The organism is Vibrio pelagius (genome assembly GCF_024347575.1).
GTDB classification, from domain to species: domain Bacteria; phylum Pseudomonadota; class Gammaproteobacteria; order Enterobacterales; family Vibrionaceae; genus Vibrio; species Vibrio pelagius.
Map to the genome: position 1 here is coordinate 3,127,281 of NZ_AP025503.1, position 22,716 is coordinate 3,149,996.

General features: G+C 46.6%; 25 protein-coding genes and 1 pseudogene. 15 read left to right on the top strand and 11 right to left on the bottom strand.

The window, feature by feature from the left end:
* The first annotated feature begins 219 nt into the window (after positions 1–219).
* Positions 220–765, top strand: coding sequence for a gamma carbonic anhydrase family protein (locus tag vsple_RS13980; protein WP_261882282.1), 546 nt, complete (start codon positions 220–222; stop codon positions 763–765).
* Here vsple_RS13980 and vsple_RS13985 read toward each other — a convergent pair.
* The 4 genes from vsple_RS13985 to tsaC form a co-directional block, all read right to left on the bottom strand.
* Positions 762–1,028, bottom strand: a complete 267-nt coding sequence (locus vsple_RS13985) for a DUF1488 family protein (protein WP_032548677.1) — start codon at positions 1,026–1,028, stop codon at positions 762–764. The genes vsple_RS13980 and vsple_RS13985 overlap by 4 nt on opposite strands.
* A gap of 2 nt (positions 1,029–1,030) precedes the next feature.
* Positions 1,031–1,861: a shikimate dehydrogenase gene (gene aroE, locus vsple_RS13990; protein ID WP_255229584.1), complete on the bottom strand. Its 831-nt coding sequence runs from the start codon at positions 1,859–1,861 to the stop codon at positions 1,031–1,033.
* Positions 1,862–1,937: 76 nt separating this feature from the next.
* Positions 1,938–2,855: an oxygen-dependent coproporphyrinogen oxidase gene (hemF, locus tag vsple_RS13995; protein WP_150870660.1), complete on the bottom strand. Its 918-nt coding sequence runs from the start codon at positions 2,853–2,855 to the stop codon at positions 1,938–1,940.
* A 21-nt stretch (positions 2,856–2,876) separates the two neighbouring features.
* Positions 2,877–3,434: an L-threonylcarbamoyladenylate synthase type 1 TsaC gene (gene tsaC / locus vsple_RS14000; RefSeq protein WP_261882283.1), complete on the bottom strand. Its 558-nt coding sequence runs from the start codon at positions 3,432–3,434 to the stop codon at positions 2,877–2,879.
* 197 nt (positions 3,435–3,631) lie between these two features.
* Between tsaC and purE the strand changes: the two genes are divergently transcribed.
* Together purE and vsple_RS14010 are read left to right on the top strand one after the other, a co-directional pair.
* Positions 3,632–4,117: a 5-(carboxyamino)imidazole ribonucleotide mutase gene (purE, locus tag vsple_RS14005; protein ID WP_032548673.1), complete on the top strand. Its 486-nt coding sequence runs from the start codon at positions 3,632–3,634 to the stop codon at positions 4,115–4,117.
* Positions 4,118–4,122: 5 nt separating this feature from the next.
* Positions 4,123–5,253, top strand: coding sequence for a 5-(carboxyamino)imidazole ribonucleotide synthase (locus vsple_RS14010; protein ID WP_261882284.1), 1,131 nt, complete (start codon positions 4,123–4,125; stop codon positions 5,251–5,253).
* A 42-nt stretch (positions 5,254–5,295) separates the two neighbouring features.
* Here the strand turns inward: vsple_RS14010 and vsple_RS14015 are convergent, their stop codons facing one another.
* From vsple_RS14015 to vsple_RS14030, 4 genes are read right to left on the bottom strand one after another with little or no spacing between them, the layout of a single operon-like run.
* Complete coding sequence (locus vsple_RS14015; RefSeq protein WP_261882285.1) at positions 5,296–5,865, bottom strand: DNA topoisomerase family protein; 570 nt, start codon at positions 5,863–5,865, stop codon at positions 5,296–5,298.
* Between the two features lie 12 nt (positions 5,866–5,877).
* Positions 5,878–6,354, bottom strand: coding sequence for a DUF494 family protein (locus vsple_RS14020; protein WP_032548670.1), 477 nt, complete (start codon positions 6,352–6,354; stop codon positions 5,878–5,880).
* 2 nt (positions 6,355–6,356) lie between these two features.
* Positions 6,357–7,469 (bottom strand): DNA-processing protein DprA, encoded by a 1,113-nt coding sequence (dprA, locus tag vsple_RS14025; RefSeq protein WP_261882286.1) that lies wholly within the window; start codon positions 7,467–7,469, stop codon positions 6,357–6,359.
* Positions 7,470–7,478: 9 nt separating this feature from the next.
* Complete coding sequence (locus vsple_RS14030; protein ID WP_261882287.1) at positions 7,479–8,573, bottom strand: LysM peptidoglycan-binding domain-containing protein; 1,095 nt, start codon at positions 8,571–8,573, stop codon at positions 7,479–7,481.
* Between the two features lie 140 nt (positions 8,574–8,713).
* Here vsple_RS14030 and def point away from each other — a divergent pair, with 140 nt between their 5' ends.
* From def to vsple_RS14060, 6 genes are all read left to right on the top strand, one after another.
* A complete protein-coding gene (gene def / locus vsple_RS14035) occupies positions 8,714–9,229 on the top strand; it encodes a peptide deformylase (RefSeq protein ID WP_255229577.1) in 516 nt (171 codons plus the stop codon).
* Between the two features lie 34 nt (positions 9,230–9,263).
* Positions 9,264–10,211, top strand: coding sequence for a methionyl-tRNA formyltransferase (gene fmt / locus vsple_RS14040; protein ID WP_261882288.1), 948 nt, complete (start codon positions 9,264–9,266; stop codon positions 10,209–10,211).
* Between the two features lie 88 nt (positions 10,212–10,299).
* Complete coding sequence (rsmB, locus tag vsple_RS14045) at positions 10,300–11,580, top strand: 16S rRNA (cytosine(967)-C(5))-methyltransferase RsmB (protein ID WP_261882289.1); 1,281 nt, start codon at positions 10,300–10,302, stop codon at positions 11,578–11,580.
* A 92-nt stretch (positions 11,581–11,672) separates the two neighbouring features.
* A complete protein-coding gene (trkA, locus tag vsple_RS14050; RefSeq protein WP_032548662.1) occupies positions 11,673–13,049 on the top strand; it encodes a Trk system potassium transporter TrkA in 1,377 nt (458 codons plus the stop codon).
* Positions 13,050–13,069: 20 nt separating this feature from the next.
* Complete coding sequence (locus vsple_RS14055) at positions 13,070–14,515, top strand: TrkH family potassium uptake protein (RefSeq protein WP_261882290.1); 1,446 nt, start codon at positions 13,070–13,072, stop codon at positions 14,513–14,515.
* A gap of 24 nt (positions 14,516–14,539) precedes the next feature.
* Positions 14,540–15,103, top strand: a complete 564-nt coding sequence (locus tag vsple_RS14060; RefSeq protein WP_261882291.1) for a DUF3157 family protein — start codon at positions 14,540–14,542, stop codon at positions 15,101–15,103.
* Here the strand turns inward: vsple_RS14060 and trhA are convergent.
* Both trhA and vsple_RS14070 read right to left on the bottom strand, forming a co-directional pair.
* Positions 15,100–15,753 (bottom strand): PAQR family membrane homeostasis protein TrhA, encoded by a 654-nt coding sequence (trhA, locus tag vsple_RS14065; protein ID WP_152469485.1) that lies wholly within the window; start codon positions 15,751–15,753, stop codon positions 15,100–15,102. The genes vsple_RS14060 and trhA overlap by 4 nt on opposite strands.
* Before the next feature lie 104 nt (positions 15,754–15,857).
* Positions 15,858–16,649, bottom strand: coding sequence for a sporulation protein (locus vsple_RS14070; RefSeq protein ID WP_261882292.1), 792 nt, complete (start codon positions 16,647–16,649; stop codon positions 15,858–15,860).
* A 282-nt stretch (positions 16,650–16,931) separates the two neighbouring features.
* Here vsple_RS14070 and vsple_RS14075 point away from each other — a divergent pair, with 282 nt between their 5' ends.
* The 6 genes from vsple_RS14075 to vsple_RS14100 all read left to right on the top strand — a co-directional run bounded on the left by vsple_RS14075 (position 16,932) and on the right by vsple_RS14100 (position 22,019).
* Positions 16,932–17,099 (top strand): hypothetical protein, encoded by a 168-nt coding sequence (locus vsple_RS14075; RefSeq protein ID WP_261882293.1) that lies wholly within the window; start codon positions 16,932–16,934, stop codon positions 17,097–17,099.
* A 109-nt stretch (positions 17,100–17,208) separates the two neighbouring features.
* Positions 17,209–17,472, top strand: a complete 264-nt coding sequence (locus vsple_RS14080) for a YihD family protein (RefSeq protein WP_261882294.1) — start codon at positions 17,209–17,211, stop codon at positions 17,470–17,472.
* A 309-nt stretch (positions 17,473–17,781) separates the two neighbouring features.
* Positions 17,782–19,200 (top strand): cytochrome c oxidase accessory protein CcoG, encoded by a 1,419-nt coding sequence (gene ccoG, locus vsple_RS14085; RefSeq protein ID WP_255229571.1) that lies wholly within the window; start codon positions 17,782–17,784, stop codon positions 19,198–19,200.
* Positions 19,201–19,274: 74 nt separating this feature from the next.
* The gene (locus vsple_RS14090) at positions 19,275–20,261 is read left to right on the top strand and encodes a serine/threonine protein kinase (protein ID WP_261882295.1); all 987 of its coding nucleotides are present in this window, start codon (positions 19,275–19,277) and stop codon (positions 20,259–20,261) included.
* 50 nt (positions 20,262–20,311) lie between these two features.
* Complete coding sequence (locus vsple_RS14095; protein WP_261882296.1) at positions 20,312–20,911, top strand: thiol:disulfide interchange protein DsbA/DsbL; 600 nt, start codon at positions 20,312–20,314, stop codon at positions 20,909–20,911.
* Positions 20,912–21,059: 148 nt separating this feature from the next.
* Positions 21,060–22,019 carry a DUF2860 domain-containing protein gene (locus vsple_RS14100; RefSeq protein ID WP_261882297.1) on the top strand — a complete coding sequence of 320 codons (960 nt, stop codon included), beginning with the start codon at positions 21,060–21,062 and terminating at the stop codon, positions 22,017–22,019.
* 32 nt (positions 22,020–22,051) lie between these two features.
* On the opposite strand, the pseudogene vsple_RS14105 reads toward vsple_RS14100, so the two are convergent.
* Positions 22,052–22,663: pseudogene (locus tag vsple_RS14105) on the bottom strand (magnesium chelatase subunit ChlI family protein); the annotation flags it as partial.
* Between the last annotated feature and the right edge of the window lie 53 nt (positions 22,664–22,716).

Genomic DNA, 22,716 nt, shown 5'->3' on the forward strand with positions numbered 1-22,716 from the left:
TTAGCTTGGCTAATTTGGCTTGCTGATTCGTTGTGGTTTCTTGCGAAGCCATCCCGTGTCAGCGAGGTGGCATTATAGAGATTGCGATCACATTGGCAAGCCCTTTTTTACGTTTTTTTTAGTTTTTTGATTGTTCGGATAAAAAACACTCAAAAACGGCCATTTATCCTAGTCAGAGACCCAATAATGCTCTTAAGCTAGCTATATAAAGGAGGATTTATGAGTTCTATACGCAGTTATAAAGGTATCGCACCGAAAATAGGCCAAGATGTCTATATAGATGAAACCGCTGTATTAGTTGGTGACATCAAGATTGGTGACGACTCTAGTGTTTGGCCTTTGGTTGCAGCAAGAGGAGATGTTAATCATATCCATATTGGTCAACGTACAAATATCCAAGATGGTTCAGTTCTTCATGTCACCCATAAAAACAAGGAGAATCCTGAAGGCTACCCTTTGATTATCGGTAATGATGTCACGATTGGCCATAAGGTGATGTTGCATGGTTGCACCATTCAAGATCGGGTATTGGTAGGAATGGGAGCGATCATTCTAGACAATGTTGTCGTAGAGCAAGAAGTAATGATTGGTGCTGGCAGTTTAGTTCCGCCAAACAAAGTTTTAGAGAGCGGTTATTTATATGTGGGAAGCCCAGTAAAACAAGCACGTCCTTTAACAGATAAAGAGCGTGCTTTTCTCCAGAAGTCTGCCGACAACTATGTTCAGAACAAAAATGACTATCTAGATTCAGTTCGCCCTGTTTAAGACGCTTGAATCTCGATTTGACCAGAGGAGTTAAACTCCTCTTCTTCTATTAACTCTTCTGCTAGTTCTTCTAAGTCAAAACGCAACTCACTGAACACCTCAATGGCTTGCTCATTTGTTACTTCACGTCCTGCCAATTTTCCTAACTCTTCTAGGGTAATAGTACACTCAATAAGTGCACCACTTTGTTGAGCAGGGAAAACGACGCATTGATTCTCAGCATCCCAGGTTTGGATATCAGGAAACAAAATTGACTGATTCATTATTACGCCTCTAGGTTCTTTCTTAATTCTCTGAGGATTTGCTTTGTTCCCGGTCTTAGACCGCGCCACAACATAAAGCTTTCAGCCGCCTGACCCACCAGCATGCCTAGGCCATCATAAGCAGCGTGGACACCATTATCCAATGCCCAGCGATTAAAGACCGTGTGTCCCGAACCATAGACCATGTCATAAACGGTACTTGTTGGTGTGAATATCTCGGCGGACACTTGGGGAAGTTCACCACTCAACCCTGAAGAAGTAGAGTTAATGATCACATCAAAGCCTTCATGCACCTCATCAAGTCCAATGCCTGAGACATTACCAAAGGAAGTGAACATTTCTGCGAGTAGCTGTGCTTTAGAAGCAGTGCGGTTAGCAATCACTAACTGACGAGGATTGTGGTCAAGCAATGGCTTAATCACGCCTCTTGCTGCACCGCCAGCTCCAAGCAGCAGAATACGAGCGTCTTTTAATACCACTTGGTGTTGCAATAAGTCTTGGACTAGCCCTTCACCGTCGGTGTTGTCACCAATGATCTCGCCATCATCAAGCTTTTTAAGCGTATTCACGGCACCAGCTAGTTGAGCTCGCTCAGTTAGACGATCCGCAAATTGATATGCGTCTTCTTTAAATGGTGCTGTGACGTTACAGCCTTTACCACCATTACCAAAGAAATCTTTCGCTGCAATGAGAAAATCACCGGGCTCAGGCTGTTGAGATGTATAGGTAAGTTGCTGGTTCGTTTGGCGAGCAAATAGCGTATGAATAAATGGTGATTTACTTTGACTAATTGGGTTTCCAAAAACGGCATAGCGATCTATGTACTGTGTCATATCCTTACCTAACAGAGCTTATGAAAAAGGGTCATCGAATGATGACCCTATCACTATACCTATAAGGAAGGAAGTCTTACCAAACTCTAGGTTTTAAATAGTCTGTGTACAGTAGCGCCTCTGGTGAACCCTCTTGAGGTTCGTATCGATACTCCCATCGTGCCAACGGTGGCATCGACATCAGAATCGACTCGGTACGACCACCACTTTGTAGACCAAATAGGGTGCCACGGTCATAAACTAGATTAAATTCAACATAGCGGCCACGACGATAAAGTTGGAAATCGCGTTCACGTTCACCGTAAGGCGTCTCTTTTCTTCGTTCAACAATTGGTAGATAAGCTTGAGTATAACCCTCACCAACCGCTTGCATGTAAGCAAAGCTCTTCTCAAAGCCCCACTCATTCAAATCATCAAAGAACAAGCCGCCTACACCACGCGTCTCATCACGATGAGGCAAGTAGAAATACTTATCACACCACTCTTTATGCTGCTGATACACATCATCGCCAAATGGGGCACATAGATCTTTCGCTGTTTGGTGCCAAGATTGGCAATCTTCAGCAAATGGGTAGAACGGGGTCAGATCGAAGCCACCACCAAACCACCAGATAGGCGCTTCACCCTCTTTCTCTGCAATGAAAAATCGTACATTGGCATGAGAGGTTGGGATATATGGATTCTTAGGATGAATAACCAACGAAACACCCATTGCCTCAAACTTTCGGCCAGCAAGCTCTGGTCGATGTGCGGTCGCTGATGCTGGCATCTCTTTGCCTGCGACGTGAGAGAAGTTCACACCACCCTGCTCAAATACGGCACCATTAGTCATAACGCGTGTACGACCACCACCGCCAAGACGCTCACCAGGTTCACGTTGCCATGCGTCTTCTTCAAACGCCGCAACACCATCGGCTTGTTCTAATTGTTGGCAAATCGAATCTTGTAAGTTGAGCAAGAACTGCTTTACCGCATCTTTATCAATTGCTGACATGTTTCTTCCTTTATGCAGGGTTTAGCCCTGTCTTAATATTTGAGAAGTCTTTGCATCACGGATTTCACTCGGCTTATCACGGCCTCCCGTTTCACCCTCAAGAATGGCCACCAGCTTATGACCGAGCTGCTGCTTCACCTCTTCAGTGGTCATACACGGCGGCTCACCCGATAGGTTTGCGCTGGTAGAGGTTAACGGCTTTCCAAACGCATTACACATCTTCTGTACCAAAGGGTGATCGGTTACACGTACCGCAATTGAATCGAATTGACCACTTACCCAATCCGTCACTTGTGCACTGGCTGGCATGATCCACGTAACAGGACCTGGCCATGTCGATTTTACCGTTGCCAATTGCTCAGGGGTCAGCTGGCTTTCATCGATATAAGGAAGCAACTGTTCGTAACTGGCAGCAATTAGGATGAGGCCCTTTTCCATCGGGCGCTGTTTAAGTTCAAGTAATTTCTGGATAGCTTGCGGGTTGTCAGGATCGCAACCAACACCAAATACACCTTCAGTTGGGTAGGCGATCACCTCACCTTGTTGTAATGCCTGCAAAGTATGCTGAAAGTTGTCCACGGTTTGCCTCATCTATATCTGCTATTAAACTCGTTAAGTGTACAAATAATCGCTAACTGTTACTAAAGCTATTTGTTTATAAAATGTATCAATTAGCAATTTTGACCTACGCAAACGTTTTCCTTGGGTAATTTTACCCGTATAATGCGCGCAAATTATCTAATCACTTAATCAAATCGTACCTGAAGGAGTTTGAGATGACTGTCGGTATTATCATGGGTTCTAAATCTGATTGGCCAACAATGAAGCTAGCAGCGGACATGTTGGATCAATTTGGCGTAGCGTACGAAACAAAAGTGGTTTCTGCTCACCGTACTCCTCAACTACTGGCGGATTACGCAACGAGTGCAAAAGAGCGTGGAATTAAGGTGATCATTGCAGGTGCAGGCGGCGCAGCTCACCTACCGGGGATGGCAGCAGCATTTACTAGCGTTCCTGTTCTTGGTGTACCTGTACAGTCTAAAGCTCTAAAAGGCATGGACTCACTTCTTTCTATCGTACAAATGCCTAAAGGTATCGCGGTTGGTACGCTAGCCATTGGTGAAGCAGGTGCAGCTAACGCAGGTATTCTAGCAGCACAAATCATTGGTACGCACAATGAAGATGTGATGGCAAAAGTAGAAGCATTCCGCTCTGAGCAAACAGAAACGGTACTAGCTAATCCAAACCCTGCAGAGGACTAATTCCCATGCATGTTCTTGTGTTAGGCGCGGGCCAACTTGCTCGCATGATGTCCCTAGCTGGGGCACCGCTGAATATTGAAATTTCTGCTTTTGATGTTGGCAGCAAAAATATTGTTCACCCATTAACGCAAGCGATTCTAGGCAATGGCTTAGAGAATGCGATTGAGCGTGCGGATGTGATTACGGCTGAATTCGAACACATCCCTCATGATGTGCTTGAAGTGTGTGAGCGCAGTGGTAAGTTCTTACCGACTACCGAAGCAATCAAAGCTGGCGGCGACCGTCGTCTTGAGAAAGCTCTGCTCGACCAAGCGGGCGTGAAAAACGCAAAATACGCAGTGATCAACTCTCGCGAAGACTTTGACCACGCGATCTCGCATGTTGGCCTACCAATGGTGCTTAAGAGCACACTCGGTGGCTATGATGGCAAAGGCCAATGGCGTCTTAAGTCACTAGACGCAGTAGAAACCGTTTGGACTGAGATGGCAGAATGCATCGCGGCGACCGACAACCAAGCGATTGTTGCGGAGGAATTTGTTCCATTTGATCGTGAGGTATCGTTGGTCGGTGCTCGTGGTAAAGATGGTGAAATCCAAGTTTACCCACTAGCTGAAAACGTTCATACCAATGGTGTTCTGAGCCTTTCAACAGCGATTGATGATGTTGAGTTACAGGAACAAGCTAAGACTATGTTCACTGCGGTTGCGGAACGCTTGGATTACGTAGGTGTACTTGCTCTTGAATTCTTTGATGTTCAAGGTGCCCTGCTCGTTAATGAGATTGCCCCACGCGTTCATAACTCAGGTCACTGGACACAGCAAGGTGCTGAAACTTGTCAGTTTGAAAATCACCTTCGCGCTGTATGTGGCATGCCTCTAGGAAGCACAAAGCTGATTCGCCCAACTGCGATGATCAATATCCTGGGTGAAGACACTCTGCCTAACGCGATCTTGGCACAGGCCGGTTGTCATGTACACTGGTATGGCAAAGAAAAACGTGCCGGTCGTAAGATGGGTCACATCAACGTCAGTGCTGACTACAATGCCGAACTGCAACGCACGCTTTGCGGTCTAGCTAAAATCTTGGATAAAAGGGCTTACCCAGCGATCCACGATTTTGCTGCGCAGATGCAGTAAATAGAAATCCAATAAAAACGGCGCTCATTGAGCGCCGTTTTTTTATGCTTGTTCTTGAATGTGGTGACATTTTCGGTCAGCACACTGCTTTTTGATGCCTTTTGCCGTTTTCTTCTCCATCAGCAGCGGATACTGGCACACTTCACAGCGGCCTATAATCGGCGGTTGGTTGACGGCAAACTTACACTTAGGGTAGTCGTCACACGCAAAGAACTGTTTACCATAGCGAGACTTGCGCTCAACAAGATGACCTTTACCACACTCTGGGCAGGCGACTTGCGGGGCTGATTGCTGCTCTTGTTTTTGGTCAAGTGACTCGATGTGATGACACTCTGGGTAGCTACTACAACCTATAAACATGCCATAGCGCCCTTGCCTTAATACCAATTCATTTTGGCACTTTGGACAAGGAACACCGAGTTCTTTGACGATATGCCCATCATTCTGATGCAACGGCTTAATATAGTCGCATTCAGGATAATGATTACATCCCATAAACGGGCCGTGTTTACCGTGGCGCAGCTGCAGCTCTCCATCACACTGTGGGCACGCTTCATGTTCTAACGCGTGCTCGTGAGCCGAGAAAAGCTGATGATCGATCTTACTACTCATGACAAGCCTGTATTAATGCAAGATACCTTGCTCTTTGGTGTACAACAGCTCTTCCATTTGCGTGTAAGCACTCTCATTACCCGGTACGTTAAACAGCACCATTAAGATAATCCATTTGAGATCATCCAACTCAAACTCATTGGTCTCAAGCCCCATCACTCGATCGATAACCATCTCACGAATTTCAGTGGTCAATACATTGATCTGCTCGAGGAATAGAAGAAAACCACGACACTCGAGGTTAATACGCGCCATCTCTCGCTTAGTATAAATACGCATAGAGGTATTTGAAGAGACCGAGATTGCCGCTTGGCTATCAGTTTCTTGCAGTGCCGCGAGATCTTCTAACCAGTGAAGAGCCTTATAAATATCGTCTTGGTGAAACCCTGCTCGAAGTAACTCTTCTTCAAGCTCGTCTTGATCCACCTGCAATTCAGAATCGCTATGGATGTAGGTTTCAAACAGGTACATCAGAATGTCCATCATCATAGCTAGCCTCTCCCCTTTCGAATATAGCCACCAGAAACTGCAACAACATGCCCTAAAAGTTCTAACTCTAAGAGCTGCATCATGACTTCATGCACAGGTATATGGGTTCGCTGTGCCAAAATATCAACGGGTGTCGCCTCTAACCCTACGTTAGCTAACAGATGCGGAAATGGCAATTGTTCATTTTCATTGTCGGTTATCGGCGCTTCAAACAGACTGGGTTGTACTTCAATAGACCAATCCAATAGACTTTTTATTTCAACAAGCACATCTTGAGCACTCTGAACCAAGCAAGCGCCCGACTTAATTAAACTGTTTCCTCCACGGCTAGTCGGATTATGTATTGAACCAGGCAAAGCAAAGACTTCTCGCCCTTGTTCTAATGCGTAGCGAGCCGTAATCAATGAACCACTCTTTTCCGCCGCTTCGACCACCAGTGTACCGAGCGACAAGCCACTGATAATACGATTGCGACGCGGAAAGTTTTCAGGACGAGGTTTAGCCGAAGGGCGAAATTCAGAGATTAGCGCGCCCTGCTCTTCGATCCGCTGTGCCAATTTACGATGGCGTGCTGGGTAGATAGCATCTAACCCCGAACCTAGCACTGCAAAAGTTTCACCGCCGCCTTCTAGAGCACCATCATGAGCATAGCCATCAATACCCAACGCTAAGCCACTAGTCACAATCAAACCGCTCTGCGCAAACTCTCGAGCAAATGCTTTGGCCGTTTGCAGTCCTTCTAGGCTGGCATTACGACTACCCACCATCGCGATTTGAGGATCACTAAGGGTAGCGATATTACCGCGCACAAACAGTGTACTAGGTGCGCTAGATATCTGGCGCAGGCTTGGTGGATATGCGGCACATTGGTGAGTAACAAGATGATGGTTGGCACTTTTCGCTTGCCACGATAAGCACTCTTCAACCAATGGCTCTGTTTTGAATCTAAGATAGGTAATTTGAGAATCGGAGAAACCTAGCGACTGAAGCTGCTCATGTGGGTAGTTAATGATATTAAATGGCGAGTCGATAGCCAGTAAGCGTTTAAGGCGCTTCATTCCTAGCTTAGGAACGAAGCTCAGCCTCAACCACGCCGTCAACTCTTGATCAGTCATCTGGTAGTCCTATGGTTCGATCGCAGAAGCAGAATGATTTAAAACCATAGTTAACGGCGATACCGCCAAAGTTTCATTACTAATTGGTTGGCTGTTTTGAGTTACTAGCGCCAAGCTAAAGTGCTGGTAAGGCCTTATCACCATTAAGTTCCCGATTTCAGTATTAGGAAGCTGAACTTTATTACCGAGTGCATCGTTGTCATAACTGTACTCGCCCTGCTGACCATAGACCACTGCACCTGGCTGTCTAAGCGAGAACATAGAGCCCTGACGCAGGTCATCATCAGTCCCTCTATCTATCACTACAACCTGGTTTTTAGCACTGAATTTGCCCCCTTCTAAAGAACCGACAATATTGGCAGATTGATCCGCCGCCGTAGGAGAAGGATAAAAAGTGGTGGTTAACTTACTCTTATCTAGGACTAATTCAGGGAGAACAACATCATTAATCAGGATTTCTTGCAGCTGAGAGTCAACCTTTAAGCTACTGAATTCATCATCAACAGAGCTAAGTTGCGCGGTTGCGACTAAGCGTAAAGACACGATTGAGGTAGCAGGCTGAGTTCGTTGATAGGTTGCCACTGCACGGTAGATTCCCCATTTCTGATGCTGTTGCTGCCCAGAGATGAACAAGCGGTCTTGAGCGGTTAGAAACTTACGTCCATCACTTGTCCCCAACACACGCTGCGCTGACTCTATATCCGCTTGGGTCACCAATCGATCTGATTGAAGATAGGGCAACACCAACCCTTCATTCACCGTAGGCACCGCTTTTTTATCCTTAACTCGAATCTTAGGGCTTAGCTTCATAATCGGTTTTACACTCAATACGGGCTGACCATTACGCCATACCAATGAGAGCTTATCTCCGGGATAGATAAGATGAGGGTTATCGATTTCCGGATTCACTTGCCACAAACGCGGCCACAGCCAAGGGCTATCGAGATACATTTCTGATATATCCCATAATGTATCGCCTTTCTCAACGATATAACTCTTGGGAGCATCCTGCTTGATACTGAGCTGTGGTAAAGATTCTTGAGCCACAGCGGCACCTGACAGTGACAGGAAAACTAGCGATAACCTCGTTAAAAAATGGCGCATGACCTCGGTTCCTTGGTCTGAATATATGACATCTAATCGTAGAATTACCTTCAGGATGCTGTCATTTGGCCTATAAAATGTCTAGAATTGAGCCAACAAAGTTTAAGCTGTTTCGGCACAGTTCAATATTTCGAGTATATATGTCTGTATTACAAGTATTAACATTCCCGGATGATCGTCTACGTACTGTGGCGAAACCGGTAAAAGAAGTTACCCCAGAGATCCAAAAGTTCGTTGATGACATGATTGAAACCATGTACGACGAAGAGGGTATCGGCCTTGCAGCAACGCAGGTTGATTTCCACCAGCGTATTGTTGTTATCGATATTTCAGAAACACGTGATGAACCAATGGTGCTGATCAACCCTGAAATCATCGAGAAGCGCGGTGAAGATGGTATTGAAGAAGGCTGTCTATCTGTACCTGGTGCTCGTGCACTGGTGCCTCGTGCTGCAGAAGTTACCGTGAAAGCGCTAGACCGCGATGGTAAAGAGTACACCTTCGACGCTGATGATCTATTAGCTATCTGTGTTCAACATGAGCTTGACCACTTAGAAGGCAAACTATTTGTTGATTACCTATCGCCGCTAAAGCGTAAACGTATTCAAGATAAACTAGCGAAAATTAAGCGTTTCAACGAGAAACAAGCAAAATAAGCGCTAGCAAAACCTAATAAGAAGGAAGCCTACCTTGAGTCAGTCTTTAAGAATTGTCTTCGCAGGTACTCCGGATTTCGCCGCCCGTCACTTGGCGGCGTTGTTGTCTTCGGAGCATGAAGTTATTGCGGTATACACGCAACCCGATCGCCCTGCAGGTCGCGGTAAAAAACTCACGGCGAGTCCAGTAAAGAACATTGCTGTTGAAAATGATATCCCTGTTTACCAGCCGGAAAACTTCAAGTCGGATGAAGCTAAACAAGAGTTAGCTGACCTCAATGCCGATATCATGGTAGTGGTCGCTTACGGTTTGTTACTACCTCAAGCAGTGCTTGATACCCCTCGCTTAGGTTGTATCAACGTCCATGGCTCTATCCTGCCACGCTGGCGTGGCGCAGCTCCAATTCAACGCTCTATATGGGCGGGTGATGCAGAGACAGGTGTGACCATCATGCAGATGGATATTGGTCTAGATACTGGCGATATGCTAAAAATTGCGACTCTACCAATTGAAGCAACAGACACTAGCGCATCTATGTATGAGAAGCTAGCTGGCCTAGGTCCAGACGCGCTAGTTGACTGCTTAGCGGATATCGCAGCCGGCACAGCTGTCGCTGAAAAACAAAACGACGAGCTCGCTAACTACGCGAAGAAACTCAGCAAAGAAGAAGCGCGCATCAAATGGAGTGACGACGCGGCTCATATTGAGCGTTGTGTACGTGCCTTCAACCCATGGCCAATGAGCCACTTTGAAGCGGCAGAAAACAGCATCAAAGTATGGCAAAGCCGAGTGGCTGAACAAACTTCAGACAAGCCAGCAGGTACGATTCTACAAGCTGACAAAACCGGTATCTACGTAGCGACAGGGCAAGGTGTTCTTGTGCTAGAACAGCTACAAGTACCGGGTAAGAAAGCCATGTCAGTTCAAGATATATTGAACTCAAGAGCAAGCTGGTTTGAAGTGGGCACACAGCTCGTTTAACCCTTGCACGACTGTAAGTAACACAGTCTACAACCTTTACGAGGGCAGAGATGCCCTCATGTACTCAATAAAATAGTCGGTATTCCCTATGAATGTTCGCGCTGCTGCTGCCAATGTCCTATTCCAAGTTGTCGATAAAGGCCACTCTCTTTCACACGCTCTACCTGCGGCTCAGAAAACAATCCGCCCGCGAGACCATGCTCTACTGCAAGAGATATGTTACGGCGCTCTACGCTACCTCCCACGCTTAGAATCTATCGCCAACCAATTGATGGATAATCCATTAAAGGGCAAGAAACGTGTTTTTCACCACCTAATTCTGGTCGGTATTTACCAGCTGAGCTTCATGCGTATTCCTTCGCACGCGGCGGTCGGTGAAACAGTTGAAGCAACCAAAACACTGCGTGGACAAAACCTCAGCGGCCTGATCAATGCGGTATTGCGTAACTACTTACGCGACCAAGAAGCATTGGATGAGGCGGCGACGAGCCACAACGCTGGCAAATACGGACACCCAAGTTGGATCCTAAAAATGCTGCAAGAGAGCTACCCAGATCAGTGGGAGCAACTTGTAGAAGCGAACAACAGCAAGGCTCCAATGTGGCTACGTGTAAACCGTCAGCACCACACTCGTGATGAGTACGCCGAGCTACTTAAAAACGAAAACATTGAATACACCCTGCACTCACAAGCAGCAGATGCCATAAAATTATCTGCACCTTGCGATGTCACTCTGCTACCAGGCTTTGATAAGGGTTGGGTATCGGTACAAGATGCCGCTGCGCAATTGTCGGTTGATTACCTGACACCCAAAGATGGTGAACTAATCCTAGACTGCTGCGCTGCACCAGGTGGTAAAACAGCACACATCCTTGAGCACACTAACGATACTGAAGTGGTTGCGATCGATGCTGATGCTAAACGCCTAGACCGCGTTTACGACAACCTAGAGCGCCTTCAACTACGTGCCGACGTAATCTGTGGTGATGCACGCTACCCACAAGAGTGGTGGAGTGGCGAACAGTTTGACCGTATCCTACTTGATGCACCATGTTCGGCAACGGGCGTTATTCGTCGTCACCCTGATATCAAGTGGCTGCGTCGAGCTTCTGATATTGAGGCTCTAGCAGAACTGCAAAGCGAAATTATGGATGCGATGTGGGGGCAACTGAAGCCTGGTGGTACCATGGTGTATGCGACTTGCTCAATCACACCACAAGAAAACGTGCTGCAAGTAAAAGCGTTCCTTGAGCGCACAAGTAACGCAACTCTTGTCGGCTCCGATATCGAACAACCAGGTCGTCAAATTTTACCTGGTGAAGAAGATATGGATGGTTTCTACTACGCAGTGTTAGTAAAACAAGCGTAATTATGCAGCGGCTAAGAAGAGGTTCTTAGCCGCTGTTTCGTTATGATGTATCACCATCAAGACGTTAGATAACAAATAATAAGAGAAAGGCTATGAAGATCATTATCCTAGGTGCAGGACAAGTAGGCGGCACCCTTGCTGAGAACTTAGTAGGTGAAAACAATGACATCACGATTGTCGACCGCGATGGTGACCGACTGCGTGAACTTCAAGACAAATATGACCTTAGGGTAGTCAATGGCTACGCTAGCCACCCTAATACCCTGCGTGAAGCGGGAGCTCAAGATGCAGACATGTTGGTTGCAGTAACCAATATGGATGAAACCAACATGGCCGCGTGTCAGGTCGCCTTTTCTCTATTTAATACACCTAACCGAATTGCACGTATCCGCTCCCCTGAATATCTAGAAGAAAAAGAAGCCCTATTTAAATCTGGTGCGATTCCGGTTGATCACCTGATCGCGCCAGAAGAGCTAGTGACTAGCTACATTGAACGCCTGATCCAGTATCCAGGTGCACTTCAAGTAGTCAGCTTTGCCGAGCAAAAGGTAAGCCTAGTGGCAGTAAAAGCCTACTACGGTGGTCCTCTTGTCGGTAATGCGCTATCGGCTCTACGTGAACACATGCCGCACATCGATACTCGTGTAGCCGCTATTTTCCGTCAAGGGCGTCCAATTCGACCTCAAGGCACCACCATCATTGAAGCCGATGATGAAGTATTCTTCGTCGCGGCAAGTAACCACATCCGCTCGGTGATGAGTGAGCTGCAGCGCCTTGAAAAGCCTTACCGCCGTGTGATGATTGTTGGTGGTGGTAACATCGGTGCCAGCTTAGCTAAACGCCTTGAACAGAGCTACAGCATCAAACTGATTGAGCGCAGCTACACCCGTGCCGAGAAACTCTCTGAAGAGCTCGAGAACACCATCGTATTCTGTGGTGATGCGGCAGACCAAGAGCTGCTGACCGAAGAGAACATCGACCAAGTAGACGTGTTCATCGCGCTGACCAATGAAGATGAAACCAACATCATGTCAGCGATGCTGGCGAAGCGCATGGGCGCTAAAAAGGTAATGGTACTGATTCAGCGTGGTGCCTATGTCGACCTCGTACAAGGCGGTGTGATTGATATTGCGATATCTCCACAGCAAGCAACTATCTCTGCGCTACTGACTCACGTGCGCCGTGCCGATATCGTCAACGTATCGTCTCTACGACGCGGTGCTGCAGAAGCGATTGAAGCAATCGCCCACGGTGATGAAACCACCTCTAAGGTTGTGGGCCGAGCAATTGGTGATATTAAACTGCCACCGGGCACCACCATTGGTGCGATTGTTCGTGGTGAAGAAGTACTGATTGCCCACGATAGAACTGTGATTGAGCAGGATGATCACGTGGTGATGTTCTTGGTTGATAAAAAATACGTTCCAGACGTCGAATCGCTATTCCAACCGAGTCCGTTCTTCCTGTAAGCGCGCACCTGTAAAACATCATGGTTAATTTACGCCCCATTCTGTTAGTTATAGGGTTAGTGCTATCAAAGCTTGCCCTGTTTATGTATGTGCCGACTCTGGTTGCTTTTTTTACAGGGACAGGTGGCTTTCTAGAGTTTGGTCAATCGGTAGTGATCACTCATGTGATCGCCTTTATCTGCCTGAGCCTTGGTCGCACTGCTCAATTCAGACTTGGCGTGCGGGACATGTTCCTCATAACCTCATTGGTATGGACTATCGCCAGTGCATTTGCCGCGCTGCCGTTTGTGTTCATTAACCATATTAGCTTTACCGATGCCTACTTTGAGACCATGTCGGGGATTACCACTACAGGCTCAACGGTACTCAGTGGGCTGGATAACATGGCACCAAGCATCTTGCTGTGGCGATCTATATTGCAATGGCTGGGTGGAGTAGGCTTTATCGTCATGGCAGTAGCCGTACTACCAATGCTCAACGTTGGTGGTATGCGCCTGTTCCAGACTGAATCTTCAGATTGGTCAGATAAGAGCAGCCCACGTGCAAAAACCGTGGCCAAGAACATTGTCGCTGTCTATCTGGTTCTTACAGGACTGTGCTTTATCAGCTACCTCTTCGCTGGCATGGGCATGTTTGATGCCATTAATCACGCCTTTACCACGCTCTCGACAGGTGGTTACTCGACCTCTGACGGCTCGATGAACCACTTCTCAAACAGTGCGCACTGGGTTGGTACCCTATTCATGTTCCTAGGTGGCTTGCCTTTCCTGCTGTTTGTCAGTGCTCTGCGTGGACGCAAACTGGACCCACTTTACAAAGATGCTCAGGTTCGAGGCTTTACTTACCTGTTTCTGGCTTCAAGTGTTGTAATTTCAATGTGGCTAGTTATTCGTGATGGATACACCATGATGGATGCGCTACGCGTCTCAATGTTCAATATCGTCTCAGTGGTCACAACTACCGGTTTTGGGTTGGAAGACTTTACCGCTTGGGGCGCTCTACCAACAACTCTGTTTGCCTTCTTAATGATGGCTGGGGCTTGTTCCGGTTCAACTTCAGGCGGCATCAAAATTTTCCGCTTCCAGATCGCGATGACACTACTACACAAACAGATGATGAAGCTGATCCACCCTTCAGGTGTGTTTGTTCAACGTTACAACCAACGCCCAGTTAACGACGATATCGTACGTTCTCTCGTCGCTTTTGGTTTGATGTTCTTTATTACTATTATCTTAATTGCCGGCGGATTAAGTGCGATGGGGCTCGATCCCATCACCAGCATTTCTGGCGCGATCACTGCGGTTGCCAACGTTGGTCCAGGCATGGGTAGCGTGATTGGTCCAACTGGAAACTTTGCGCCTCTGCCAGATGCCGCTAAGTGGCTGCTAAGCTTTGGCATGCTGATGGGAAGATTGGAAATTCTGACCCTGTTGGTACTCTTCTTCCCAGCTTTCTGGCGTCGTTAATTAAGCATTAAAAAGGAAAACACTATGCGATCTTACCTATTGATGGCTAGCGCACTACTCAGCGGCACTGCATTCGCCGATCAACTGTTCACCCTACCCGATGGTAAACAAGTGAATCTTAAAGATGACTTTACATGGGAGTATGTGACGACCAAAGTTGAATCGGAAGTCACGACTTCGGGCGTACCTGCGAAGCCAAGCATCGCGGCGATTCCTGTTGCGACCACCGTTACTAGTACCACGATTAAGCTCAACGATACTAAACCAAGCCTGCAACTATCTAAGTCTGGGGTCGATATCCTATTGGGCACAGCAAGCTATCAGGATGGTAAACTCGTCATTCCAACGGCGATCACTAACCAAGGCACCCAGCCAATCATCTTGGTTTCACTGAAGGTTAAAGTGCTCTCGACAGCAGGAGAGCTGTTAGCAGAGCAACAAATAGATACTTGGAAATCGATTAAGCGTATGGCCGAAACTTACCTTCGTCCACAAAGCAGTGCCGAAGGCAAATCGATTAAGCTAGCAGTAGATAAACAGGACCAATACCAACTTCAAGCAGAAGTAATTGAGGTTCTGGCTCGCTAAACTGGCGTAACGTATAGATAGATCGCAAAGAAATGACAGGCGCATCCCGCCAGTACGAAGAGATGCCAAATGGCATGGTTGTATGGGATGCGTTTAGCGACATAGAAAATCACCCCTAAGGAGTAGATGATTCCGCCAACAGCCAACAGGATCAAACCTCCCAACTCCACACTCTTTGCTAGTTGATAAATCACTATCAGCGACAACCATCCCATTGCAAGGTACGTGACTAACGACAAGCGCTTAAAGCGATACACAAAGGCAATTTTCATCACGATACCGACTAAGGCTATCGCCCATATTACGCCCATTAAGCCAAAGGCCAACGGAGTTCTTAAACTGACCAGTAAGAAGGGAGTATAACTGCCTGCTATCAGCAAATAGATCGCGCAGTGATCGAGGGTTTTCAGCAAGCGCTTAGTTTTCGCGGTGGTGATTGAATGATATAAGGTTGAGGCCAGAAACAGTAAGATAATACTACTGCCGTAGGCTGCCATGCTCGCTACGGTTAGTGAGTCAGCATCAAATTGATTGGCTTTGATGAGCAATAAGATTAAGCCAACAATCCCTAACACCACACCCAGGCCGTGTGTGATCGCGTTGGCTCTCTCTTCTATTTCACTGTATTCACTGACTTTGGCTTCAGACATGGGAACCCTACTAGAGTAATCGAACATTTACTCTAGTATTGCACATTAAGCTTACACGTGTAAGCTTAAATTTTTATCGACCGTATTATCGCCGGATTGAGAGACTAAGAGACGCTCTCCAAATACTCAATCAGCATCTGACCCGCCTGTTGTGGCGAGGTATCAAGAGGGATGCTTAGCTGACGTTTGAGCTTACCGACACCAAGCAAGCTCGCTAACATGCCTTTAGCACCATCGCGATTGCGGTCGATCTCAAACCACATTTTCAGCTCTTGCTCATCGCGATGGGCCACGACTTCCAGCTCACGCCAACGGCCATGGTAAGGCCCTGTCGTTGGCACAAACTCGAACTCTTGAACAAACGGCAACTCAAAGCCATCCACCGCCTCACACTCGACTTGTCGAATGCGTAACCCCTGTGCCTCAAGCTCATTAAAAATGCCATCAAGCAACTCGTCAGGGCGTACTGTGAGTACATCTTTATCAGATGGGTCGATAGCCATCGCGATGTCTAACCCGGTTTCCAGCCACACTTTCGCATCACCAATAGTCACCGGCGTATTGAGCGGTACATCAAACTCACACTCAAAGTCGCGAGTTTCACCCGGCTCAATAGTGAAGGCATAAGGCAGGCTCCACTTCGCCAATGAATACGTTTGATGGACGCGACGCGTCTGACCTCGATCTTGTTTATCGGGGTTAATTGGAACTTCCTTGATGTAACGGCAGCACAAGTTGAGGTCGATGTTATCGATCTCTTGAGGTTGGGAGCCACCGTAAACGTGCACAATAATGTTGGCTTTACGGCCAGGGTAAAGCACTTCTTGTTGGAGTACCGAATCTACCTTCGCCGATCCAATACCAAAACTTGCTAGCGTTTTCTTTAAGAACGACATATGCACCTCCTTTAAAGCACCATCTTAAGCCTGAAAGAGGTTCAAACTCAAATATACTGCTCACACAATTTTAGCCGTTATTGGCGGCAATTTTTCCAACAAGCATCGATCGTTCAACCAGATGATGATAATCTGTTATTGATATGCACGCATATCATTATCCTGATTCATGATTGGATTGGCGAAAGCCAGACGAGTCCAACTTTAAGCAATTAAAGCGCAGCTCATTTTGGATCAGGCCATTAAATTGGCAATGGATATGCCTGACCGTTAGGTAACTCAATGCGACCAACAGCTGTCAGGTTTTCGCACACCAACCGTAGTGCGATGCGTCGTCGTAGTGGCTTTGTAGCTGCTCCAACGGCTAAGAACGTGGCTCCAACAATGACTCTTGTCGAAAAGACTGCTCTGCTTACGTCTAGCTCTTCAAAAGTCATTAAAGCTGCATAACAAAAAGCGCAGTTTTTACTGCGCTTTTTTCTTGCCTGTTGGATTGGTATTCCGTATTCGATTTGATACCTTTACTGCAAATCATTATAAAATTTGTGGAGAATAGAAAATGAAATGCCATCGCATTGAAGAGCTGATCGAGCTAATGGAGCCTGAGTGGCAGAAAGACCAAGAGTTAAATCTACTTGAATTCATCATCAAGCTATCTAAAGAAGCGGGCTACCAAGGTAAACTGGAAGATCTCACCGATGATGTGCTTATCTACCACCTCAAGATGCGTAACAGCCAAAAAGACGAGATGATCCCAGGTCTAAAAAAAGACCAAGAAGACGACTTCAAGACCGCAATTCTAAAAGCCCGCGGCATCATCTAATTCAACTCAGTTTCAGCTCAACCAATTTAAAGGCGGCCATGCGGTCGCTTTTTTGTTTCTGTTCGCTATTTTTTCGTCACAACTGTTATGAGTTTTGTTGCTAAAGGTTGATAGCGTTAAAGAAATGAGAACAGTATTGTCGCTATAATCGCCTCCCATAAGAATCTTCTAAAATAAGAGTAGCGTGTATAGGGTCCGGTGATATACCAAAGCTACGGTATGCAAGATTCTCCCGCAGAGTTTAATAAAAGCAATGTCATAAAGTGCCCACACTAAGAAAGGGTACCTATACCATCAAAAGGATAGTCCATGAGTCAGGATAAAATCGATATCAAAGATGTGACTCCTAAAACCTTTAATCCCAAAACACATAAAGGTAATGGAGATCGATTTAACCCCAATAACCGCATCTACGTGCGTGAAAGCAAAGGTAAATTCCAGCAGCTGCGCCGCTATGGTGGCTGGTTCCTACTGCTTCTGTTCGCACTAATCCCGTGGATACCGTTTGGAGAGCGACAAGCAATACTGCTCGATATTGGTAATCAGCAGTTTAATTTCTTCGGAACCACGCTCTACCCTCAGGACCTAACCCTGTTGGCGATTTTGTTCATGATCGCTGCTTTTGGTCTGTTCTTTATTACCACCTTTTTAGGCCGTGTTTGGTGTGGTTACCTATGTCCACAAACCGTTTGGACCTTTATGTACATCTGGTTTGAAGAGAAATTAGAAGGTTCAGCCAATAAGCGTAGAAAGCAAGATTCAGGTAAGCTGACACCGAACCTGATACTACGCAAAACGATTAAGCACATTGCTTGGTGGGCAATCGCCTTGGCAACCGGCCTCACCTTTGTTGGCTACTTTATTCCTGTCAAAGAGCTGGTGGTTGGTTTCTTTACCTTCGATGCGTCATTCTGGCCGGTGTTTTGGGTTCTGTTCTTCGCTGGCTGCACCTACGCCAATGCAGGTTGGATGCGTTCGATCGTTTGTGTGCACATGTGTCCGTACGCACGTTTCCAATCTGCGATGTTTGACAAGGATACCTTCATTGTTGGCTACGATACTGAGCGTGGTGAAAACCGTGGTCCTCGTTCACGCAAAGCCGATCCTAAAGCGCTGGGCTTAGGTGACTGTATCGACTGTAATTTATGTGTGCAGGTCTGTCCGACCGGTATCGATATCCGGGATGGCCTGCAATATGAATGTATTAACTGTGGCGCTTGTATCGATGCTTGTGACCAAACGATGGATCGCATGGGCTACGAGAAAGGCCTGATCAACTACACCACAGAACATCGTCTAGAAGGCCACAATACTAAGGTGATGCGACCTAAGCTGTTGGGTTACGGCGGCGTGTTGCTACTGATGATTGGCTTGTTCTTTGTTCAGGTCGCAAGTGTTGACCCTGCGGGTTTAACCGTGCTTCGTGACCGAAACCAACTGTTCAGAATCAACACTCAGGGCTTTGTTGAAAACACTTACACCCTCAAAATCATCAACAAAACTCAGCAAGTTCAAGAGTATGATTTAAGTGTAAGTGGGCTACCAGAGGCGATCTGGTACGGTAAGCAGACCGTTGCTGTAGATCCAGGTGAAGTGCTTAATCTGCCGATCAGCTTGGGAGCCGATCCAGAAAAACTCAGCTCACCAGTTTCGACAATTCAGTTTATACTCTCGAACAATGAAGAGTTTACGATAGAAGTTGAAAGCCGCTTTATCAAGAAGCTCTAATATCTAGCGGTTCACCGCTCGGTATTTCAACCAATCAATGGAAAAAGGCTCAGTAATGAGCCTTTTTTATTCTTATGACCGAACAAGCTTTTAACTTTGATAACCTGACGCCTGATTTCATGTGGTATGCGCTAGAAAGCATCGGCGTTCGCGCCGAGTCTGGCCTATTGGCGCTCAATAGCTACGAGAACCGCGTCTATCAATTTAGCGATGAAGATCGCAAGCGCTACGTTGTGAAGTTCTATCGCCCGCAGCGCTGGACTAAAGAACAGATCCAAGAAGAGCATGATTTCGCACTCGACTTGATTGAACAAGAGATTCCGGTTGCACCACCGATTAAGATCAACGGTCAAACCTTGCATGAGTATCAGGGCTATCTCTTTGCGCTATTTGATAGTGTTGGCGGACGTCAGTACGAAGTGGATAACCTCGATCAGCTAGAAGGCGTCGGTCGCTTTCTCGGGCGTATTCATAAAGCGAGCTCGGAAAAGCTATTTCAGCACCGTCCGACTATTAGTCTCGACGAGTATCTTCATCAACCACGCAAAATCCTTGAGAATTCACGCTTTATCCCTGCACATCTCGAATCAGCATTCTTCAATGATCTAGATATCTTGATCAAAGTACTAGAAGAGCAGTGGTCTGAATCAAGTAAAATTATTCGTCTGCATGGCGATTGCCACCCTGGTAATATTTTGTGGCGTGACGGGCCGATGTTCGTCGACCTTGATGATGCACGCAATGGCCCCTCCATCCAAGACCTGTGGATGCTACTCAACGGTGAACGCCAAGATAAACTGATGCAACTCGATATCTTATTAGAGGCTTATCAACAGTTTTGTGACTTTAACAGCGCAGAATTGAAACTAATTGAGCCACTGCGCGGTCTACGTATGGTGCATTACATGGCATGGTTAGCAAAGCGATGGCAAGACCCTGCTTTCCCAATTGCATTTCCATGGTTTAATGACCCGAAATACTGGGAGCAACAAGTACTTGCTTGTAAAGAGCAGATTGCTACCCTACAGGAGCCACCACTTTCGTTAATGCCTCAGTGGTAAGGCAACACTGATAGCAAACAAAAAATTCAAACATAATGGAGATTGAATAAATGAAAAAGCTATTCGCATTTTTCTCATTGGTTATGCTGAGCTTATCGGCTCATGCGGCGCAATTTAACGAAGGTGAACACTACAAGGTTCTAGACCTAGAGCCTTCTAAAAAGCCAGTTGTTACTGAGTTCTTTTCATTCTACTGTCCACACTGTAATAGCTTTGAACCTATCATTCAGCAGCTAAAAAAACAGCTTCCTGAAGGCGTTAAGCTGCAGAAGAACCACGTATCTTTCATGGGCGGCGCCATGGGCAAGCCAATGAGCAAAGCTTACGCAACAATGATCGCGCTAAAAGTAGAAGATAAGATGGTGCCTGTAATGTTTAACCGCATTCACAACATGAACAAGCCACCTCGCGATGAAGAAGAGCTACGTCAAATCTTCCTAGACGAGGGTGTTGATGCGAAGAAATTTGATGCAGCCTATAAAGGCTTTGCGGTTGACTCTATGGTTCGTCGCTTCGATAAAGCATTCAAAGACAGCGGCCTTTCGGGCGTACCAGCCGTTGTGGTTAACAACCGTTACCTAGTCGATGCGCAAGGTATCAAATCTCTTGATGAGTATTTTGCACTGGTTAATTTCTTATTGAAGAAATAACTCATTGATAAAAGGGAGCTTCGGCTTCCTTTTTCTTTGCTATGCTCAAAAAGCATCATTGATAAAAAATTAATCAGGAACCTTTTAGTATCTGGACTATTCATCGCTTTTCATTAATCACTAACAGGTTGGGCAAGGAGCCCCGCAAATGAAATTAAAAATCACATTTTTAGCTTTGAGCATTGCTGCTACCCCTGCCTTTGCCAAGCTTGCCGACGAGCAAGGCATCAGCGGTGAAATTTCCCTGAATGCTGGGATCACCTCCTCTACGTCAAACTTCAATACCGACGGCGATAACAACATCATGTCGACGGACAAGAAAGCGTCTTCAGAAAGCTCTTTCTTAGTCGCTCCACTGGGCAGCGTTGCTTACACCTTTGGTGAACGCTTAAATCATCAAGTTTATACGGGGACCGCTCGTGACGATATCGCAACAGGTACAGCTGTACTTGAAGTGGGCTACAAATATCAGCTGCAATCTGGAATGGTGATTGATGCGTCAATCCTACCAACCATCATGTCCGGTGAAACCTGGGCTGACCCATACAACACCACAGGCCCTCGTTCGAAAACTGACGAGAAGGGTCACGCCTTTCGTTTGAAGTTGAGCAGTATTGCTGGCTCACCATTTTCACTTGATATGGCCTACGCCACTAAAGATGTTGAAGATGATGCTATTCAACAAGCAGAGCTAAAACGTGATGCGGATACCTTCTACTTGAAAGGCCAATATCGACAGCCTCTAAGCCGCAGTTTGATGCTAGTACCATCCATCATCTATCAGTCTCGCGATGCCGATGGCAGTGCCGAATCTTATGACCAACTCGGAGCTGAGGTCAGCCTATTTGGCTCAGCTGGCCGTCATCAATACGCGTTAACCGCGGGTTATAATCAACGTGATTACGATGCCGGTAGCTCTTTGTTCAACAACACGGTTCGCAGTGATGACAACATCAACCTGTTTGCCGCTTATGAATATGATAAATTCATGAACTGGGATAACTGGTCATTCATTTCATTAGCAGGCTACGGCACTAGCAATTCCAACATTACCTTCTACGATGAGTCCCAATACATCGTTTCAGTTGGTATGAACTACAAGTTTTAATTCCAGCACATAGGTATAGCCGCATTTGTTGGCTATACCGCTTGTGCCGTCAACTGCTTCAATAATCTGTCCATTGCTCGATACCCCAACGCCTCTGAGAGGTGTTTCTTTTGAATCTGCTCACTCCCTTCAAGATCTGCAATGGTGCGAGCAACCTTGATGATGCGATGATAAGCACGAATTGATAACCCAAGTCGATGCAGCGCCGTCTCTAAGAATTGAGCATCTTGCTTATCGAGTGGGCAATACTTTTCAATTTCACGACTGGTCAAGAGTGCATTGGGCTTTCCTCCGCGCTCGACCATGGTAGACCTTGCGTCAACCACACGCTGCTTAACGACCGGAGTCCCTTCTCCTCGATCGCCCCCCTCGGCGAGCATGCCTTTAGGTAGTAGCGGGATCTCCAATGACATATCAAAGCGATCTAACAGCGGCCCTGATAACCGGTTCAAATAACGCAAAATAATCTGTGGGTTTGCACGCGCTTGATTGCCCTCATAGTAGCCCGTTGGGCTTGGATTGAGGGCACCAACCAATTGAAACCGAGCAGGGAAACGGGTTTTGCCCGCAGCTCGTGAAATGATGATCTCTCCAGACTCTAACGGCTCTCGCAATGAGTCGAGCACCTTCCTTTCAAACTCAGGCTTTCCCACCGTTACACTTTTTTCATTAAAAATATTGAGAAAGCCCTTGTCTG

Bases quoted from the DNA above. Each gene is read 5' to 3' on its own strand.
- vsple_RS13980 (WP_261882282.1), top strand. From the start codon at position 220: ATGAGTTCTATACGCAGTTATAAAGGTATCGCACCGAAAATAGGCCAA.
- vsple_RS13985 (WP_032548677.1), bottom strand. From the start codon at position 1,028: ATGAATCAGTCAATTTTGTTTCCTGATATCCAAACCTGGGATGCTGAG.
- aroE (WP_255229584.1), bottom strand. From the start codon at position 1,861: ATGACACAGTACATAGATCGCTATGCCGTTTTTGGAAACCCAATTAGT.
- hemF (WP_150870660.1), bottom strand. From the start codon at position 2,855: ATGTCAGCAATTGATAAAGATGCGGTAAAGCAGTTCTTGCTCAACTTA.
- purE (WP_032548673.1), top strand. From the start codon at position 3,632: ATGACTGTCGGTATTATCATGGGTTCTAAATCTGATTGGCCAACAATG.
- vsple_RS14010 (WP_261882284.1), top strand. From the start codon at position 4,123: ATGCATGTTCTTGTGTTAGGCGCGGGCCAACTTGCTCGCATGATGTCC.
- vsple_RS14015 (WP_261882285.1), bottom strand. From the start codon at position 5,865: ATGAGTAGTAAGATCGATCATCAGCTTTTCTCGGCTCACGAGCACGCG.
- vsple_RS14020 (WP_032548670.1), bottom strand. From the start codon at position 6,354: ATGATGATGGACATTCTGATGTACCTGTTTGAAACCTACATCCATAGC.
- dprA (WP_261882286.1), bottom strand. From the start codon at position 7,469: ATGACTGATCAAGAGTTGACGGCGTGGTTGAGGCTGAGCTTCGTTCCT.
- vsple_RS14030 (WP_261882287.1), bottom strand. From the start codon at position 8,573: ATGCGCCATTTTTTAACGAGGTTATCGCTAGTTTTCCTGTCACTGTCA.
- def (WP_255229577.1), top strand. From the start codon at position 8,714: ATGTCTGTATTACAAGTATTAACATTCCCGGATGATCGTCTACGTACT.
- rsmB (WP_261882289.1), top strand. From the start codon at position 10,300: ATGAATGTTCGCGCTGCTGCTGCCAATGTCCTATTCCAAGTTGTCGAT.
- trkA (WP_032548662.1), top strand. From the start codon at position 11,673: ATGAAGATCATTATCCTAGGTGCAGGACAAGTAGGCGGCACCCTTGCT.
- vsple_RS14055 (WP_261882290.1), top strand. From the start codon at position 13,070: ATGGTTAATTTACGCCCCATTCTGTTAGTTATAGGGTTAGTGCTATCA.
- vsple_RS14060 (WP_261882291.1), top strand. From the start codon at position 14,540: ATGCGATCTTACCTATTGATGGCTAGCGCACTACTCAGCGGCACTGCA.
- trhA (WP_152469485.1), bottom strand. From the start codon at position 15,753: ATGTCTGAAGCCAAAGTCAGTGAATACAGTGAAATAGAAGAGAGAGCC.
- vsple_RS14070 (WP_261882292.1), bottom strand. From the start codon at position 16,649: ATGTCGTTCTTAAAGAAAACGCTAGCAAGTTTTGGTATTGGATCGGCG.
- vsple_RS14075 (WP_261882293.1), top strand. From the start codon at position 16,932: ATGCGACCAACAGCTGTCAGGTTTTCGCACACCAACCGTAGTGCGATG.
- vsple_RS14080 (WP_261882294.1), top strand. From the start codon at position 17,209: ATGAAATGCCATCGCATTGAAGAGCTGATCGAGCTAATGGAGCCTGAG.
- ccoG (WP_255229571.1), top strand. From the start codon at position 17,782: ATGAGTCAGGATAAAATCGATATCAAAGATGTGACTCCTAAAACCTTT.
- vsple_RS14090 (WP_261882295.1), top strand. From the start codon at position 19,275: ATGACCGAACAAGCTTTTAACTTTGATAACCTGACGCCTGATTTCATG.
- vsple_RS14095 (WP_261882296.1), top strand. From the start codon at position 20,312: ATGAAAAAGCTATTCGCATTTTTCTCATTGGTTATGCTGAGCTTATCG.
- vsple_RS14100 (WP_261882297.1), top strand. From the start codon at position 21,060: ATGAAATTAAAAATCACATTTTTAGCTTTGAGCATTGCTGCTACCCCT.